General features: G+C 62.5%; 14 protein-coding genes. 1 reads left to right on the top strand and 13 read right to left on the bottom strand.

Features of this window, described 5'->3' with window-relative positions; all coding sequences use genetic code 11:
- Positions 1 to 10 precede the first annotated feature (10 nt).
- From miaA to dapB, 11 genes are all read right to left on the bottom strand, one after another.
- Entirely contained in the window at positions 11 to 925 is a 915-nt protein-coding gene (gene miaA, locus ACRQEC_RS00660; protein WP_284889633.1) for a tRNA (adenosine(37)-N6)-dimethylallyltransferase MiaA, read from the bottom strand.
- Entirely contained in the window at positions 922 to 1494 is a 573-nt protein-coding gene (locus ACRQEC_RS00655; protein ID WP_284889634.1) for a regulatory protein RecX, read from the bottom strand. Before ACRQEC_RS00655 ends, miaA begins: the two co-directional genes overlap by 4 nt.
- Before the next feature lie 154 nt (positions 1495 to 1648).
- Positions 1649 to 2821, bottom strand: coding sequence for a recombinase RecA (gene recA, locus ACRQEC_RS00650; RefSeq protein ID WP_284889636.1), 1173 nt, complete (start codon positions 2819 to 2821; stop codon positions 1649 to 1651).
- 216 nt (positions 2822 to 3037) lie between these two features.
- Positions 3038 to 3274 (bottom strand): DUF3046 domain-containing protein, encoded by a 237-nt coding sequence (locus tag ACRQEC_RS00645; protein WP_284889638.1) that lies wholly within the window; start codon positions 3272 to 3274, stop codon positions 3038 to 3040.
- Positions 3275 to 3455: 181 nt separating this feature from the next.
- Positions 3456 to 3836: a helix-turn-helix domain-containing protein gene (locus tag ACRQEC_RS00640; protein WP_026428564.1), complete on the bottom strand. Its 381-nt coding sequence runs from the start codon at positions 3834 to 3836 to the stop codon at positions 3456 to 3458.
- A 132-nt stretch (positions 3837 to 3968) separates the two neighbouring features.
- The gene (locus ACRQEC_RS00635) at positions 3969 to 4535 is read right to left on the bottom strand and encodes a CinA family protein (RefSeq protein ID WP_284889639.1); all 567 of its coding nucleotides are present in this window, start codon (positions 4533 to 4535) and stop codon (positions 3969 to 3971) included.
- Positions 4532 to 5143 carry a CDP-diacylglycerol--glycerol-3-phosphate 3-phosphatidyltransferase gene (gene pgsA, locus ACRQEC_RS00630; protein ID WP_284889640.1) on the bottom strand — a complete coding sequence of 204 codons (612 nt, stop codon included), beginning with the start codon at positions 5141 to 5143 and terminating at the stop codon, positions 4532 to 4534. The genes ACRQEC_RS00635 and pgsA overlap by 4 nt, the downstream gene beginning before the upstream one ends.
- A 9-nt stretch (positions 5144 to 5152) precedes the next feature.
- The gene (locus ACRQEC_RS00625) at positions 5153 to 8068 is read right to left on the bottom strand and encodes an FtsK/SpoIIIE family DNA translocase (RefSeq protein ID WP_284889642.1); all 2916 of its coding nucleotides are present in this window, start codon (positions 8066 to 8068) and stop codon (positions 5153 to 5155) included.
- 61 nt (positions 8069 to 8129) lie between these two features.
- Entirely contained in the window at positions 8130 to 9806 is a 1677-nt protein-coding gene (locus ACRQEC_RS00620; RefSeq protein ID WP_284889643.1) for a ribonuclease J, read from the bottom strand.
- 212 nt (positions 9807 to 10018) lie between these two features.
- Positions 10019 to 10927 carry a 4-hydroxy-tetrahydrodipicolinate synthase gene (gene dapA / locus ACRQEC_RS00615; RefSeq protein ID WP_284889644.1) on the bottom strand — a complete coding sequence of 303 codons (909 nt, stop codon included), beginning with the start codon at positions 10925 to 10927 and terminating at the stop codon, positions 10019 to 10021.
- A 9-nt stretch (positions 10928 to 10936) separates the two neighbouring features.
- Positions 10937 to 11683 carry a 4-hydroxy-tetrahydrodipicolinate reductase gene (gene dapB / locus ACRQEC_RS00610; protein WP_284889645.1) on the bottom strand — a complete coding sequence of 249 codons (747 nt, stop codon included), beginning with the start codon at positions 11681 to 11683 and terminating at the stop codon, positions 10937 to 10939.
- 37 nt (positions 11684 to 11720) lie between these two features.
- Here dapB and ACRQEC_RS00605 point away from each other — a divergent pair, with 37 nt between their 5' ends.
- Entirely contained in the window at positions 11721 to 13757 is a 2037-nt protein-coding gene (locus tag ACRQEC_RS00605) for a P-loop domain-containing protein (protein ID WP_284889646.1), read from the top strand.
- A gap of 42 nt (positions 13758 to 13799) precedes the next feature.
- Here the strand turns inward: ACRQEC_RS00605 and ACRQEC_RS00600 are convergent, their stop codons facing one another.
- Positions 13800 to 15113: a M16 family metallopeptidase gene (locus ACRQEC_RS00600; protein ID WP_284889647.1), complete on the bottom strand. Its 1314-nt coding sequence runs from the start codon at positions 15111 to 15113 to the stop codon at positions 13800 to 13802.
- A gap of 92 nt (positions 15114 to 15205) precedes the next feature.
- A complete protein-coding gene (locus ACRQEC_RS00595; RefSeq protein ID WP_284889648.1) occupies positions 15206 to 17644 on the bottom strand; it encodes a polyribonucleotide nucleotidyltransferase in 2439 nt (812 codons plus the stop codon).
- Positions 17645 to 17753 lie beyond the last annotated feature (109 nt).

Raw genomic sequence — 17753 nt, 5'->3', positions numbered from 1 at the left:
TTCCGCGGACTCACCGGGTGAGTTTCGTGAGGATCTGCGCGGCTAGCTGGGATGGCGTGTCCGTACCTGCGTCCAGCCAGGTGATGCGCGGATCAGCTCGGAACCACGAGCGTTGCCGGCGCGCGAGCTTCCGGGTGGCGATACGGATTTCTTCGGTTCCTTCAGCGAGGCCCAGGGTGCCGTCCAGGATGGCCATGGCTTGGGGGTAGCCGGTTGCCCGTGATGCGGTGGGTGCTTCCCGCAAGCCGCGGCGTAGCAAGCCGGCGGTTTCTTCCAAGAGTCCGTCCCGCATCATCTCATCAACCCGCTCGTTAATTGCGGCGTGAAGATCGGCTGATTCCCGGTGGATCGCGAAGATATGCACATCCTGATAGTGGGAGGTATGGCGCGGGAAACGCGGGGTGTAGGGCTTTCCCGTCAGTCGAATAACTTCCACGGCACGAATGACGCGGCGTTCATTATGCGTATCGATGGTGGCATATGCCTGCGGATCGCGTTCCTCTAGCTCCCGCAGGAGCCGGGGATAATCACGGCGCGCTTCCTCCGCAATCGCGGCTCGCAACTCGGGATCAGTTCCAGGGAACTGTAATTCATCGAGAAGCGCAGACACATAGAGCCCCGAGCCTCCCACCACTAGGGGGATTTTCCCCGCCGTGGTGATAGCCGCGAGATCCTGCCGGGCATGCTTTTGGTAGGCCGCAACCGAGGCTTCTTCCGCGATATCTAACTCATCAATTTGATGGTGGCGGATTCCGCGCCGCTGGGACACCGGGAGCTTAGCGGTACCAATATCCAAGCCGCGGTAGAGCTGCATGGCATCGGCGGAGATGATCTCCACTTTTTGCGGCCCACCCAGAAGCTCCGCCAACTCGAGCGAGACGGATGTTTTTCCGCTCGCGGTGGGACCCACCACTGCGATAATCACCCGGCCACCGCCTCATCTGCCGCGTAACCGTACTGAGTATCATCAGTTAGCTCCGCGGTGTGTTCTTCCGCGGCGAGTTCCTCCGCAGCGCGTTCTTCTAGGAGCACCGCTCTGGCTTGGCGGAGCGCCTGGGCGCATTGTTCGGCAGTGAAGCCGCGCCGAGCCAGCATGGCGTATGTGCGTTGGGCGAGCGTTTCCGGTTTCCCGGAGGCGCTGCGTAGCTTCTTGAGAGCAAGCGCCACCGCCGAATCGAGTTCCGCTTCCGGTTCGATATCAGCAAGCACTTCCTCGATAATGCTTGCGTCTACGCCTTTGCGGCGAAGTTCCGCTGCGATAGCACGCCGGGAGGCGTTCTTATCACGCCGGCGGGCCGCGGTGAGCGTGCGCGCAAACTTGGCATCGTCAATATAACCGGCCGCCTCGAATTCGTGAAGTACCCGCTCAGCCACGGCTTCCGGCACCTGGCGGGTGTGGAGCGCCTGACTGAGTTGATAGCGGGAACGATCCATCATTCCAAGCTGGCGATAAACAATATCCCGAGCCCGATGCAGGTGTTCCTCTTCACTCAAGGACTCGAGATCAGGACCTCTCCGAGCGCCGCGCCCATCTCTACTAGCACCGCGTTGTGAACGGCCACCGCGGCGTGTGTAGCTAGCACCGCGTGATCGACCGCCGTCGGTATCGATATCGGTATCCGAGTAGTGTGCCACCGCAACCACCTACTTAGAATTCAACGGTTTCCGCGGCGTTCCCGGTGTTTTTCGCGGATGCGGCCTGCTTGGCACTGCCCGCTCCCGCGGTAGCGCTATCTGCTCCGGCCTTAGCTTCAGTTTCGCTTGCTTCAGCTTCCTCCGGGTCCTCACGCAGGCCGGCCTTGCGGAGAATTTTATCCTCAATTTCATCGCGCAAATCCGGATTATCCATGAGGAACTGGCGGGCCTTTTCTTTACCTTGGCCTAATTGGTCACTTTCATATGTGAACCAGGCGCCAGCCTTACGGATAATATTCAGTTCCACCCCAACATCGAGGAGGCTTCCCTCCCGGGAAATCCCTTCACCGTAGATGAGGTCAAATTCCGCCTGCTTGAAAGGCGGTGCCATCTTGTTCTTGACGATCTTGACGCGGCAGCGGTTCCCCACGGGTTCACTACCGTTTTTGAGGGTCTCAATGCGCCGCACGTCCATGCGCACCGAGGCATAGAACTTGAGGGCCTTTCCGCCGGTGGTGGTTTCCGGGTTGCCAAACATCACCCCGATTTTTTCACGCAGCTGGTTAATGAAAATGGCGGTGGTGCCCGAGGCGGAGAGCGCACCGGTCATTTTCCGCAGCGCTTGGCTCATGAGGCGTGCCTGCAAACCAACGTGGGAATCACCCATATCGCCTTCAATTTCGGCCTTGGGAACGAGGGCAGCCACGGAATCGATGACGATGATGTCAATCGCGCCGGAGCGAATGAGCATATCGGCAATTTCCAGGCCCTGTTCCCCGGTATCCGGCTGGGAGACAATCAGCGAATCAGTATCAACACCCAAAGCCCGCGCGTAGATTGGATCAAGTGCGTGTTCTGCGTCGATAAACGCGGCAATCCCGCCATTGCGCTGCGCACTGGCAACAGCGTGGAGCGCAACCGTGGTTTTACCCGAAGATTCCGGGCCGTAAATCTCTACCACGCGCCCGCGCGGCAAACCACCAATGCCAAGGGCAATATCCAGGGCGATAGATCCGGTAGGAATGACTTCCACCCGCGGACGGACATGGTCACCCAGCCGCATTACGGAGCCCTTACCGAATTGCTTATCAATTTGCGCCAGAGCGGTATCAATTGCCTGTTTGCGATCATCCACTGCGGGGCGCCCGACCGTTTTGGTGCGGGCACTAGTTTTAGCTGCGGCCATATCCCATCCTTACTCACGTTTCCTACAGATCAGGCCTAGGCGAGACACTCCCTCTCCGAGAGGCTCGAGATCACTGTATATCCGGCCTACGACATACTTAGGCGCCGCGAAATTCCTGTGGATAACGCTGACGCTTGAGGATCTGTGGACTATTCTAATACGAACGGTTGTTCGGTACCGCATCGAGAGGGTGTGTCACCCACTGCATTCACGCAGCTACTCACGGGCCGCGAAATCTTCCGGGCTGAGCCGGTGGAGGTAATGGTAGTAATCTGGGAATCCCATCGTCTCGCACACGGCATCCCAGATCCGCTGCGGATCTTCCCCCGCTTCGAGGGCTTGGACCGGGCTGCGGTCCCCCAGGGCGGAAAGAATAAGATCTTGGGCTGCACTTCTCCCGCGCCCGTGCGGGAAAGCACGATCAATATTGAGCCAGAATTCAGATTCACGCACCGGTGCTTTGCATTCCTTTGCTGGTGTGGGGCCTCGATTAGGGCGCCTGGTGAGAAGCGCTCGACACAGCATAACGGCGCGTATCAAGGGAAACTGAAGCTAGGTAGCTAGCTCCGAGCACTCCCGCTTCGCGAGCGGGGCGCTACCTTGACCGCGCCGTTTGCGACGTGGTGTACAGGGATTACTTCGTAGTGGAAAGTTCCCCGCGCATGAGTTCCGCCGGGCTTTCCGGCACACGCAGGTGAGCCGGGATGCGACCTTCAACCAGGTCAATCCGATCAGCAACCAAGCGCAGCACGTGACTCATGGGCACGTTGAGCGCCCGGCAAATCGAGGCGAGGAGTTCCGAGGAAGCTTCTTTCTGACCGCGTTCAACTTCGGAGAGGTATCCGAGGGAAACACGTGCATCGGAGGAAACTTCCCGCAGGGTACGCCCTTGCCGCTGCCGGTAGGCCCGCAAAACCTCGCCAATCTCTTCGCGAAGGAGAGCGGGTTGGCGCTGTTCAGGACGCACTACGAAATCATTCTTCCGGGTTACGCCGGTACGGGTATCAATTGTCATCACTAACCTCAACGCCTACTTCCTGTTTTTATTCCCCACAGAGCGAAACATCTTCATCGCCTCCGGTGCCAGGCTCGTGGCACGAGGCCATCAAAAGGTTCCACAAATATTAAGCCAGGCAAATCTGAAGATTTACTGGGAGCGAACAGGAGTTAGTCCGGACACAGCCGAATTGGCGCACTGATCGGTTGCGCCGTCGTGCAAAAACGTTCCAAGAAGTTCGACGGCGCCGCGCACCGCCCCGCTCCGTACGTCGCTCCGGCCCCCGGCAATATGGAGTTCGCGCGCCAGGTGTGCACCGCTCCGCGTGCTCACCGCAATCCACACGGTTCCCGCCGGGTGTCCATCATGCGGGCCGGGCCCAGCTACCCCGGTGGTGGCCATGCCGATATCCGCTCCGGCGACGTCGCATACGCCCCGGGCCATCTGGAGCGCGACTTCCCGGTCTACCGGCCCGTGGCTGGCCAAACGCTCGCTGGATACTCCGAGGATGCTGGCTTTGAGGTCGGTGGCATAGCTGACCACTCCCCCGCGCAGCACCGCAGAAACCCCGGGAATGGTGACGAATTGTGCGGTGAGTAGCCCGCCGGTGAGGGATTCCGCGCAGGCGAGGCTGAGGCCGCGTTCTCGCAAGTGCCTCACGCAAGTTTCCGTGAGCGCGGCGAGGTCCGCGGCACCACTTGGCTGCGCCGTCATCATGAGTGCGCCTCGTGGCCACCACCGCGGGCGATACGCACCGCGTCGCCGACGTATCCGACGGCGGACCATACTGAAAGCACAAGTGCCACCCCGAGGGTGATCCACCCGAGCCATTGGAAAATATCTCCGCCCGGGTGCCCGAGCCACGCGATCCACGGCAGCATGAGGATGCCGGCGCCGATGGACTGGGCAAACATTTTGAGTTTGCCGATCCAGCCGGCCGCCATGACCTGTTTGGTCACCACGAGCATCCGCACCAGGGTGATGAAAATTTCACGGGCGATCATGAGAATGGTGACCCACCACCACAGCCGGTCATGGAGCGAAAGCATAATGAGCGCCGCCGCGATGAGGCCTTTATCGGCGATGGAATCGGCGAGTTTCCCGAAGTTCGTGATGAGGCCCCGCGAACGCGCCAGCTGCCCGTCGAGGCGGTCAGTAAACGCGGCGACGGCGAAAACTACCCAGGCCCAGAAACTGCGGGTAGCGGTGGGCTCCCAGAACACCCAGACAAAAACGGGGATGAGGATGATCCGCGCGACCGTCAAAGCATTAGCAATATTGAGGAGGGGCGGCTCGCTCGCCTCCGGAGCGTTCGTGTGAGACATGGCCCTACTTTACCGCCCCGTGAGCTGCCAGGCGTCCTCCCCGGATTCGCCGGCGGGATCATCGTCGTCGTACCAGGTGGGGGCGGCGTCCTCCGGGTCGTGTGCCAGTGGATCTTCGGCGTAGCGGTTCGCGGGCGCGGCGCCAGCACCGGCACCGTTCGCCCCGTTTCCAACGTAGGCGCCATTCGCACCGTTCCCGGCATTCCCGCCGCCCGCACCGTGCGCCGTTGCCGCGCCGTTCGCCCCGTCGGGCGCTCCAGTTCCCGGCGCACCGGCGCCAGCTGCCCCGGCCCCGGCTTCCGCCTGCCCCGGTTCGTCCTCGTAAATAGAGTCGCGTTCTCCGCGCAGCATGGCGAGGGCATCCTCCACCAGTTCCGGTGCCACCAGCACGTCGCGGGCCTTGGAGCCTTCGGAGGGCCCCACGATTTCGTATTGTTCGAGCAGATCCATCATCCGCCCCGCCTTGGCGAAGCCAATGCGCAATTTACGTTGCAGCATGGAGGTGGATCCGAATTGTGTGGTGATCACGATTTCCGCGGCCTGGAGCAGAATATCGAGATCCTCACCGATTTCTTCGCGCTGCTTCTTTTCACGCCCGGCGGCCTCCACCGTTTCTTGGAAATCCTCGCGATACTGGGGACGCAGCTGCGTTTTCACGTGCTCGACAACGCGCTCGATTTCTGCCTCGTCCACCCAGGCACCCTGGAGGCGAATTGGCTGGGCACCGCCCGGCATGAAGAGGGCGTCGCCCTGGCCAATGAGTTTCTCCGCCCCACCCTGGTCGAGGATGGTGCGCGAATCGGCCAGCGAGGACGTCATAAAGGCCAGGCGGGAGGGAATATTGGCTTTAATGAGGCCGGTAACCACGTCCACGGAGGGGCGCTGAGTGGCGAGCACCAGGTGAATACCGGCGGCGCGCGCCAGCTGGGTGATGCGCTGGATGGAGGATTCCACGTCGCGCGGCGCCACCATCATCATGTCAGCCAATTCGTCCACCACGACCAGCAGGTAGGGGTAGGGCTGGAGGGTACGGTGCGGATCGTGTGCCTTAACGGTGCCCGCCCGGATCGCCTCGTTGAAATCGGTGATGTTCTTGAAGCGGTAGGACTGCATATCGTCGTAGCGCGCATCCATCTCCTTGACCACCCATTCCAGCGCCTCGGCGGCCTTCTTCGGGTTGGTAATAATCGGTGTGATGAGATGGGGAATACCCGCGTAAATCGTCAGCTCCACGCGCTTGGGATCCACGAGGATCATCCGCACTTCGTCCGGGGTGCAGCGCATAAGTACCGAGGTAATCATCGAGTTGATGAACGACGACTTCCCCGCACCGGTGGCTCCTGCCACCAGCAGGTGCGGCATTTTCGCCAGGTTGGTCACCACGAACTGCCCGCGCACATTCTTCCCCACCGCCACGGTGAGGGGATGGTGGTCACGGCGCGCCACGTCGGAAGCCAAAACGTCGCCCAGCTGCACCACTTCGCGGTCCGCATTGGGAATCTCAATACCGATCGCGGATTTGCCGGGAATGGGCGAAAGAATACGTACATCGGCGCTCGCCACCGCATAAGCAATATTTTTCGAGAGCTGGGTGATGCGCTCGACTTTGACGCCCGGCCCCAGTTCCACTTCGTACTGGGTAACCGTCGGTCCGCGCGAAAAGCCGACCACCTGCGCATCCACCCCGAAATCGGTGAAGACCTGGGTGAGCGCAGCAACAACGCGGTCATTTGCCTCGGTGCGTTCGGGATGCACCGCCCCGCGTTTGAGCAGATCCGGGGAGGGCAGCTCATACAAAATACTCGGGTCGAGGACTAGCTGCTGGGTGCGGGTGAACGGTGCCCCGGTATCGGGTGCGGGAAGATCGGGCGCCGTGGCCGCCGCATCCTCGGTCTCTGCCGCGCTGCCACTTTTCTTGGTGCGCACCGTTTTTTTCGGCGACGACGCCGCCCGGCCCGCCGCCCCGCTTCCCGCCGTGGCTTGCGGCAGCACCGTGGTGGCGCCCTGGGTCTGCGCACCATTGGGCCCACTGGCACCATTGGCACCGTCTGCCCAGGCGACCCCCGCCGCCCCGTCCGCGCCATTCCCGCCGTTACTGGAGGCGGGATCGGTAGCGGCGTCGTCGTGCTCAGAAGAAGCCCCGGACAGTGCCGCATCCAAGTAGCTGCGCGCGGATTTCTTGCCGCGCCGCGACGTGCGCCCGGCGCTGGGGAGCCGAGTGGTGTTCTCCGCCGCATCAATATCATGCGGGGAATCGTAGGGCACCGAGGCGGAATGCCCGCGGTTGGCGATCTCCTCCCCCGCATCAAGCTGGCGCTGTTCGCGCCGGTCCCGAATGGTGGCGGCAATATCCGCCATGGAGACGTCGGCAATATAGAGCCCCGCCCACAAAATAATAATGACGAGGATAGGAACGGCGCCCCACGGGGAGAACAGCATTTCGAGGACGCCCCCGCCAAGCCAGCCGATCAGGCCGCCGGCGTTTTCCACGTCCGCGAAGTGGTCGGCTGGGCTGCGCGGTTGTTTCACGACGTGAATAATGCCGGCCAGGCACACCACGATCATCAACACGCCGAGCAGCACCCGCCGGTGTTCGTTCCCGCGCGCCGGAACCACCAGTCTGATAGCCAGGGCCAGGAAAACGGCGGGAATAAGAACGGAGAGTAGCCCGAAGATACCGGCGGTGGCGTGGTGAATAACCCCGCCGAGCACCCCGGAAATATTGAACCATTCGCGCAGTGCCACGATAACCGCGAGACCGAGGAAGGTCGCCACGAGGGCGTTGCGCACGTTCCCCGTCAACTGGCGGCCCTCTGCCCGCTCCGTACCCGCACCGTTAGCGGACGGTGCGGTACGGCGGGACGGGCGGCGCGCGGGCGCCGTCGTCTCTTTCTCGGTTTTTTTTACACGTCGCTGAAACTTCACATCAAAAGCCTAGCCTTTGTGCAAAAACTTGCCCCTCCCGGCGCGCCGCATGCGAGGGGGACTACACCTCCACGACGGTCGGAATAATCATGGGCGAACGGCGCAATTTGCGCGACACCCAGCGCCCCACCACGCGCCGCATGGCCTGCTGCATCCCGTAGCTATCCGAGCCCTTCGCCACGGCTTCTTCCAGGGCACGCGTGACTTCCGGAGTGATGCTGTCAAAGACGGTTTCATCTTCGGCCATGGCACGCGCCTGGAGGTGCGGGCCGGTAACGATGCGCCGCGCATTGGTATCCACCACCGCGAAAATAGCAATAAAGCCTTCGTTGGAGAGAATTTGGCGGTCCTTGAGTTCGGATTCGGTAATATCCCCGACCGAGGAACCGTCCACATAAATATTCTGGAAAGGAACCGAGCCGACGAGGCGAACTTCGCCGTCGATCATATCGATAACCGAACCGTTTTCCGCCAGAATCACATTATCGGCAGGCACCCCGGTTTTCACCGCGACACCGGCATTAGCGACCTGGTGGCGCACCTCCCCGTGAATGGGCATGGCGTAGGCCGGCTGCAAAATGTTGTAGCAGTAGAGCAATTCGCCCTGGGCGGCGTGCCCGGACACGTGCACCCGCGCATTTCCCTGGTGGATAACATTCGCGCCGAGCTTGATAAGCCCGTTGATCACCCGGAACACCGAATTTTCGTTTCCGGGAATGAGCGAGGAGGCCAGCAGCACCGTATCCCCGGGATTAATCGCCACCTTGGGGTGGGAACGATTCGCGATGCGGGAAAGCACCGCCATGGGTTCACCCTGGGAGCCGGTGGACATGTAGATGCGGCGGTTTTCGGGCAGGTCCTTCATATTTTTAAGATCGACGACGGTGCCCTCTGGCACGTCCAAATACCCCAGGTCCTCCGCGATCTTCATATTGCGCACCATGGAGCGGCCCACGAAGGCAACCTTGCGCCCGTTGTGGGCCGCGGCGTTGAGGACCTGCTGGACCCGGTGCACGTGCGAGGCAAAGGATGCGACGACGATCTGCCCGGTGGCCCCGCCGATCACCGAATCGATCACCGGCTGAATTTCTGATTCGGAATGCACAAAACCGGGGATTTCCGCGTTGGTGGAATCGCACATGAACAGGTCCACGCCTTCATCCCCGGCCGCCGCGAAAGCACGCAGGTCGGTGAGGCGCCCGTCCAACGGGAGCTGATCCATCTTGAAATCACCGGTGATGAGAATATTGCCCTCCGGGGTGCGGATGAACAGGGCCAGCGCATCCGGAATGGAATGGTTGACGGCAATGAACTCAAATTCCATGCCCGCGATGCTCATGGAATCCCCTTCGGCCACCACGGTGACATTCGGGGTGATGTGGTGCTCCTGGAGTTTCGCCTCCACGAAAGCAATGGTCAATTGGGAGCCGATCACCGGGATATCCGGGCGCATTTTCAGCAGATAGGGCACCGCTCCGATGTGATCCTCATGCCCGTGGGTGAGCACGATGGCGGCAATATCCTCGAGGCGGTCTTCCAGGTAGTCAAGATTGGGGAGAATAAGATCAACACCGGGTTGGGCTTCTTCGGGGAACAGCACGCCACAATCGGCAACCACCAGTTTTCCCTGGTATTCAAGAACATTGCAATTGCGGCCAACTTCACCGAGCCCACCTAGGGGAACGATACGAACGGCGTTCCGCAGCGGTGGTACAGATTTCTTCACTTCATCACTCACCCCTGTATTCTCTCACGAAGCGGGGCGCTTCCATAGGTGCTTCATGCCCGGGCGTAAAACTGGCGGCCTGCTAGTCCGTGACGGCGGGGCACGGCGCGGCACGGGGAGCCCCACCTCGTTGCGGCACGGCGCGGCACGGGTCCCGCCACCCTGTTGCGGCGGCACGGCGCGGCACGGGGCGCCCGCCGCCGTTGCCGCCGTGCCCGCACCGGCTAATCCGCGAGGAGCCCTTCGGCGCGCAACGCCTCCGCCAGTTCCGCGATCTGCGCCGTGGAGGCCCCCACCAGCGGTAGCCGCAGGGTTGCCGAGGGGATAACCCCGAGGAGTTTAAGCGCTTCTTTGGCCATAACGGCGCCCTGGCCGCTGCCCATAATCGCGGAAATAATGTGGCGCTGCGCGGCGGCTTCCCGGCGGGCGGCGGGCAGATCCCCGGCATCGACCTGCTCCACCAGGGCCCGCAAGCGCGCCGCGATAACGTGCCCGGCCACCGAAATCACCCCGGAGGCACCGTGGGCGAGCCAGGCGAAATTGAGGGCGTCGTCCCCGGAGTAGTATTCCAGGCCGGTGCGCGCCATTTTCACGAAACCGCCCGCCACGTCCCCGGTTGCGTCTTTGACGGCGAGGATGCGCGGATGCTCCGCTAGCCGTAGCAGCGTATCCAGTTCGAGCCGCACCCCGGTGCGCCCCGGGATGTCGTAAACCATCACGGGCAGATCGGTTGCTTCCGTCACGTTCAAAATATGCTGGTACACGCCCTCTTGGGAGGGCCGGTTGTAATACGGGGCGACGACGAGCAGCCCCTGCGCTCCACTTTTTTCGGCACCGCGGGCAATGCGCACGGCGTGGGCGGTGTCATTAGAACCGGCGCCGGCGATAACCATGGCGCGATTCCCCACCGCCGCGCACACTTCCCGCACCAGTACGTCTTTTTCAGGCTGGTGCGTGGTGGGAGATTCCCCGGTAGTGCCCGAGAGGAGCAGGGCATCGCAGCCCTGGTCCACGAGGGTGGTGGCCAGCGCCACCGCGGCATCAACATCCAAGGAGCCGTCGGCGTGGAAGGGGGTCACCATAGCGACGCTGACGGATCCGAAACTGCGTGAAGGCAAAGTGTGCTCGTCCATGGGCTCAGCCTATCGTCCCCAGCTCATGTACTGCTCTAATCCCACCTGCACGCCCGGATGCTGGTCAATGCCGCGGATAGCGAGAAGCACCCCGGGCATAAAAGATTCGCGGGTGAAAGAATCCTGGCGCAAGGTGAGCTGTTCGCCCGGGTTGCCCAGCAGCACCGTTTCGTGGGCGTTCAGGCCCCGTAGGCGCACCGCGTGCACCGGGATGCCGGCAATTTTCTCCCCGCGGGCGGGCGCCGGCCCGCAGGTCGCATCGGGGGCGGGAGCGCATCCGGCCGCCGCGCGGGCCGCCGCGATTTTCTCCGCGGTGGCGCGCGCCGTTCCCGAGGGAGCATCCACTTTATCGGGATGGTGCATTTCCACCACTTCGACGGATTCGAAATACGGGGCGGCCATTTCCGCGAACATCATGGTGAGCACGGCGCTCAAACCGAAATTCGGGGCGATGAGCACATGGCGCCCCGTCTCCTTGGCCACCGCCTCAATACGCGCGATTTTTTCCGGGGTCCATCCCGTTGCCCCGACGACGGCATGGCAGCCGTTGGTCAGGAGGGCTCGCACGGTATCTTCCGTGGCGTCAGGAACGGTGAAATCCACTCCCACGGTGGCACCCGCCAGGGTCTGGGCGTTGATGGGATCGTCCTTGGTGATCCGGGCGGTCAGGTTCATATCGGGGGCGGAGGTGACGGCGGTGCACACGGTGCTCCCCATCCGTCCCGCCGCTCCCACCACAGCTACGTTGATAGTCATACCGTCCATGCTACGTGGCCTGGATAGACTAGGTGTTATGAGTTTTGGATATGAGCACAGCTCGGAACGTTACGATGCCCGCGGCGGGCGGGACTACCGGGGAGGCCGGGGCCCGCGCGGGGGCCGGGATCGCCAATTCGACCGTCGGGATAGGCGGGGCGGGGCGCCGCGCGAACGGCGCGAATTTGCGCGGGTCGAAGGGGACGACGTCGACCTTATCGACCGCCTCCACGAACTGGACGGACGCAATTACCCTGCCTACAAGTCTGTTATCGGCGATTACGACTACGGCATGTACACGGTGCATATTGATCGGGTGCAATCCGATCCCTACGCCCCGCCCTCCGCGCTGCGGGTGACGGCCGATCCGGCGAAGGTAGGGATCCCCGCTGATCTGCTCACCACCCCGGAGCAGCGCCTGGCTGTTGCTGATTTCCTGGCCCGTACTTTTGCGGAGCACGCCCGCCATTCTCGCGATATTTCCATCGCGAAAGTGGGGCAAGAAATTTTGGAGCGCTCCAGCGCTACCGTTTTCGCCAATCACATAGAGCTGCGTTTCCAATGCCATTTCCCCGCGCAGGGGCGCACAATCCTCGGGCATGCCATGGCCCAAACCGCCGATGAGTACCTTCCCGAGATCATCGAAGCCACGCTCAATTTCTCCTCCGAGGGGGAAGAATTCGCAGCTCACCGGGACGCGTTACGTAAACATGTGGAAACGTATGAGGATTATCTCGCCCTTCAGGACGTGATTCGGGAACGCGGCTGGATTGGTTTTATTAACGACGGCGCAGTACTGGTGCGCCGGTCGGGTATTTCCGATCTGCCTTTGAGTGATGCCATTGCTTTCTCCAGCCCGGAGAATTTGCGCGAAAGCGTGCAGCTGCCCCACGCCGGCGAGGTGACCGGCATGCCGGTTATTCCGGGTATTACGGTGATCGTCGGCGGGGGCTACCACGGTAAGTCCACGCTGCTCTCCGCGCTCGAACGCAGCGTTTACCCGCATATTCCCGGGGATGGGCGCGAGCTGGTCGCCATGGATCCCAGCGCGATGAAGGTGCGTGCGGCCGATGGGCGCTGGGTAACCGGTGTGGATGTCTCAGCTTTCATCAATTCCCTGCCCGATGGCACGGATACCACTGATTTTTCCACCGAAAATGCGTCGGGCTCTACTTCGCAGGCCGCAGCGATTGCCGAGGCCATTGAGGCCGGTTCGCGGGTCTTGCTTATTGACGAGGACACCTCGGCCACGAATCTTATGATTCGTGATGAACGGATGCGTGCCCTGGTGCCGGCAAACCAGGAACCGATTACACCTTTCGTGGATCGGGTGGCAGGTATGGCGCGCGCCGGTATCTCCACCATTATGGTCATGGGTGGCTCGGGCGATTACTTGGATGCCGCGGATCGGGTACTCCTTATGGACCACTATGTGTGCCACGATGTCACGGAACAGGCCCGCGAGGTTGCCGCGGCACACCCGCGGGAGCGCAACGATATTGCCGAGTTTACGCACCCGGCACCGCGCTACCCGCTCCCCCTCAAGGCCCACGGGGTCAAGGCGAAAACGAAGTCGCGCGGGGTGGATCTTATTTCTCTAGATCGCGCTGATATTGATCTCAGCGATGTGCCCCAGATTGTGGATCCGGGCCAGACCGCCGCAATTGCCTGGGCGATCCGTTCCCTGACCGACCCCACCCGCGCCTTGTGCCTGCGTGGCAGATACACCGTTCCGGAAGGTATTGCACGCCTGGAGGATACCATTGCCACGCACGGCCTGGATGCCCTGGGTGCCGGCGAAAAACCGGCCTTCCTGGCCCGGCCGCGCGCGGTGGATATTGCCGCGGCGCTCAACCGCTATCGCACCCTCAAGGTGGTGCACGCTCCGGTAGGCGAGCCGGCCGCGGGCGAGCCGGCCGCGGACGAGCCAGAAACGGACGAGAAGGAGGCGGACGGCGCGGAGGCTGGGGCGTCCGCACCGTCGACACCAAGTGCGGGATCCGCACCCAGTGCCCCGTCCGCACCATCGGTCGAAAGCACCCCATCCGCGCCCAGCCCGGAGGATGCCGAATAGCCGGAAACCGACCGGAGAATTAGTGGCCCAGCGGAGCGCCCGCTAGTTCTCCGGTCCGACGGTTACGCACGAACGCTGGCCTGCCGCGATGCGGCGGGCCAGCTCGTTTATATCTGCGGCGCGCACGGCGCGGGCCCGGCGCAGGTGTTCCTCATGCGAAATGAGGCTGCCCCGCACCAGCTCCGAGGTACCGAGCCGGGTCATGGCGGTTCCCACCCGTTCGGCGTCGAACACAATATCGGCGCGCAGGCGCCGGAAGGCGGATTCCGTTTCTTCTTCGCTCACGCCGTCGCGGGCGAGGCGATCCAATTCGGTCATCATGAGCTCGCGCACGGTGCCCACATTATGCGGGGCGCAGCCGGCCGCCAGGCAGAACATGCCACCTTCGCGGTAGCTGATCGGGAAGGAATAGGTCGAGTAGGCTAGGGCGCGCCGTTCCCGAATTTCCTGGAAGAGCCGCGAGGAAGTTCCCCCGCCCAGAATCGCATTGAGGGCGAGCAAGGTGGGCAGGTCCTCACTGGTCAAGCTCAGCCCCGGCATCCCCACGATAACCGCCGCCTGCTCCACTTCTTTCGGAACGTGCAGCTCCCGTGCTTCCTGGTAGACGATGGGCGGGGCGATACGGCGCGGGTGGGCGTCGCGCTCCGTGCTCAAATCCCAGCCCCCAGCGCTCAGCGCCTCCACCGCAAGTTCGCATAGTTTCTCGTGATCAACGGCGCCCGCGGCAACCACCACCACTTCATCGGGATGGTAGACCCCGTGGTAGTGCTCGAGGAGTGCCTCGTGCTGGAGGGCCCGCACCGTCTGCGCCGTCCCCCCGACGGGGCGCGCCAGCGGGTGATCCCCGAAGACCAACTGCGGGATTTTTTCCATGGCGGTATCGGTAGCGTCGTCGGCATACATGGCGAGCTCCTCGAGGATAACGCCGCGTTCCACCGCGAAATCTTCGGCGCTGAGGGTCGCGCTGGTGAGCATATCGGCGAGGATATCGATGGCCTGGGGCAGGTCCTCGTCAAAAATATGGCCGTGATAGTGGGTGTATTGCTTCGAGGTGGCCGCGTTGAATCCCCCGCCCAGGTAGTCCGTTTCTCGCGAAATATCGAGGGAACTGCGACGCTTCGTTCCTTTGAACAGCAGGTGCTCAAGGAAATGGGTGGATCCTTGGGTCTCGGCTACTTCGTCGCGAGACCCGGCGCCCACCCACATGCTGACGTAGGTGGAGTGAATATGGGGCAGGCGGTAGCTGAGGACACGGAGCCCGCCGGGGAGGACGGTGCGGCGTAGGAGTGCGCCGTCGTCGTCAATATTGAGACTGGCGCCCGCGTTAAGCGGAAGGGGCAGTTCGCTATACATCATGGGAATACTTTTCTGGATAGTTACGCAAACTCCCCGAACGTCCGGAAACATTCGGGGAGTTCACTATGCCTTAGCGCCCGTGGGCGCGGGTTTTAGTCTTCGTCCGTGTGGACGGTGCGACGACGCCGCCGTGAACCGCGACTTCCACGCGAACCGCGACTCGAGCTGGAGTCCGCATCGGAGTCGTCTGCCGAGGGTGCGCTGGGCGCCGAGGACTCGCTGCGCCGGCGCGAACGGGAACGCGCACGGGCCTGCCGCGGGGCGCTCTCCTCCGCTTCGCCGTGATCGCCGTTATCGCCCTGATCGGAGCTTTCCGCTTCGGCGTTCGCTTCGCCTTCCGGAACGACCGCTTCCAGGGAGATCTTGCCGCGATCATCGATTTCGCCGATTTCGACCTCGACCTTGTCGCCCACGTTGAGGACATCTTCCACGTTCTCCACGCGCTTGCCACCCACGAGGCGGCGAATCTGGGAGATGTGGAGGAGGCCGTCGCGGCCCGGGGTGAGGGAGATGAACGCACCGAAGGTGGTGGTCTTGACCACGGTGCCCACGTAGCGTTCGCCCACTTCGGGGAGCTGCGGGTTAGCGATGGAATTGACGGTGTCGCGGGCGGCTTCCGCGGAAGCGCCGTCGGCAGCACCAATGAAGACGGTGCCGTCATCCTCGATGGTGATTTCCGCGCCGGTATCTTCCTGGATCTGGTTAATCATCTTGCCCTTGGGGCCGATGACTTCGCCGATCTTATCCACCGGGATCTTCACGGTGAGGATACGGGGGGCGGTGGGCGCCATCTCATCGGGGCCGTCAATGGCCTGGTTCATGAGATCGAGGATGGCCAGGCGGGCATCGCGGGCCTGGGACAGCGCCGCGGAGAGGACTTCCGCGGGGATGCCGTCCAGTTTGGTGTCCAGCTGCAGCGCGGTCACGTAATCGCGGGTGCCGGCCACCTTGAAGTCCATATCGCCCAGGGCGTCTTCCGCACCGAGAATATCGGTGAGGGTCACGTACTTGGTTTCCCCGTCGATCTGAGCGGAAATAAGGCCCATGGCGATGCCGGCAACCGGGGCCTTGAGCGGCACACCCGCGTTGAGCAGGGACATCGTGGAGGCACACACGGAGCCCATGGAAGACGAGCCATTCGAGCCCATCGTCTCGGAGACCTGGCGGATCGCGTAGGGGAATTCCTCGCGGCTGGGCAGCTGGGATTCCAGCGCCATTTCGGCCAGGTGCCCGTGCCCGATTTCGCGGCGCTTGGGGCTGCCCACGCGCCCGGTTTCGCCGGTGCAGTAGGGCGGGAAGTTGTAGTGGTGGATGTAGCGCTTGTGGGTAATCGGGGAAAGATTATCCAGCGGCTGCTCCATCTTGAGCATATTGAGGGTGGTCACCCCGAGGATCTGCGTTTCGCCACGCTGGAAGATCGCCGAACCGTGCACGCGCGGCAGCACGCCGGCCTGCGCGGAAATCGAACGAATATCGGTGGGGCGGCGCCCGTCCATACGCACGTTTTCGGTGAGGACGTGGCGGCGCATGACTTCCTTGAAGTGATCATTGACCGCCGCGGCGAGCCCGGGGCCATCTTCCTCCAGGTTGAACTGGGCATCGGCGGGCACCGTCAGCTCGGAAACGATCTGATCGGTGAGGTCATTGAGTGCGGTATCGCGCTCCACCTTGTCCACAATCCCGAGGATGGTGTTGAAACGATCACCGAGAACATTCCCGACGGCCTCGAACTGGGCATCGGTGTAATTCGGGAAGAAGGGGTAGTCCGCGGTGGGCTTCCCGCATTCGTTGATGAGGCTGAGCTGCGCTTCGCAAAGGGTGCGGATAACGCCCTTGGCAGCTTCCAGACCCTGGGTAATAACTTCTTCGGTGGGGGCAATGCCACCGGCGGCCACGTTCGCTTCCGTTTGTTCGGGAGCTTGGGCCTCCACCATGGTGATGGCGACGTCGTCCCCAACAATGCGCCCGGCAATGTCCATGGAGAAGGTGGCGCGCGCCATTTCCGACCAGCGCGGGAAGGCGATCCACTGCCCGTCCACGAGGGACACGCGAGTGCCACCGACCGGCCCGGCGAAGGGCAGATCCGTCAGCGAGGTGGACAGGGAGGCGGCGTTGATCGCGAGAACATCGTAGGCATCATCCGGGTGGATGGAGAGGACGGTTTCCACGATCTGCACTTCGTTACGCATGCCCTTGGTAAAGAGCGGGCGCAGCGGGCGGTCGATGAGGCGGGCGGCCAGAATGGCGTCTGTGCCGGGCCGGCCTTCGCGGCGGAAGAAGGAGCCGGGAATTTTACCGGCCGCGTAGGAACGTTCTTCCACGTCCACCGTCAGCGGGAAGAAATCGAAGTGTTCCTTCGGGCTTTTCGAGGCGGTGGTGGCGGAGAAAACAGTGGTTTCCCCGTCCAGGTAGGCCAGAGCGGCGCCGTTGGCCTGCTGGGCCAGCAGCCCGGTTTCGAATCGAATGGTACGTGTTCCAAAGGAGCCGTTATCAACAACGGCTTCCACACTATGAATATTGGGACCCTCCACGGGACCTCCTTTTATTTCGGCCGCGAGGCGGCCATCAGTGGTAATTCACGAAAACGGGCCCTAGCGTTCCCGCCTTCGTCAACCATCACCGAAGACCACGTTCGCGGTA

Source organism: Actinotignum saccati (assembly GCF_051265055.1).
Taxonomy (GTDB): Bacteria; Actinomycetota; Actinomycetes; order Actinomycetales; family Actinomycetaceae; genus Actinotignum.
The sequence above is the reverse complement of the archived record's forward strand: the minus strand, read 5'-3'. Positions and strand labels throughout refer to the sequence as shown.

What these genes read in the sequence shown, in the direction of transcription:
- pgsA (WP_284889640.1), bottom strand. Translation starts at nt 5,143, where the DNA reads ATGTCTCACACGAACGCTCCGGAGGCGAGCGAGCCGCCCCTCCTCAAT.
- ACRQEC_RS00600 (WP_284889647.1), bottom strand. Translation starts at nt 15,113, where the DNA reads ATGATGTATAGCGAACTGCCCCTTCCGCTTAACGCGGGCGCCAGTCTC.
- recA (WP_284889636.1), bottom strand. Translation starts at nt 2,821, where the DNA reads ATGGCCGCAGCTAAAACTAGTGCCCGCACCAAAACGGTCGGGCGCCCC.
- ACRQEC_RS00605 (WP_284889646.1), top strand. Translation starts at nt 11,721, where the DNA reads ATGAGTTTTGGATATGAGCACAGCTCGGAACGTTACGATGCCCGCGGC.
- dapB (WP_284889645.1), bottom strand. Translation starts at nt 11,683, where the DNA reads ATGACTATCAACGTAGCTGTGGTGGGAGCGGCGGGACGGATGGGGAGC.
- ACRQEC_RS00635 (WP_284889639.1), bottom strand. Translation starts at nt 4,535, where the DNA reads ATGATGACGGCGCAGCCAAGTGGTGCCGCGGACCTCGCCGCGCTCACG.
- ACRQEC_RS00640 (WP_026428564.1), bottom strand. Translation starts at nt 3,836, where the DNA reads ATGACAATTGATACCCGTACCGGCGTAACCCGGAAGAATGATTTCGTA.
- dapA (WP_284889644.1), bottom strand. Translation starts at nt 10,927, where the DNA reads ATGGACGAGCACACTTTGCCTTCACGCAGTTTCGGATCCGTCAGCGTC.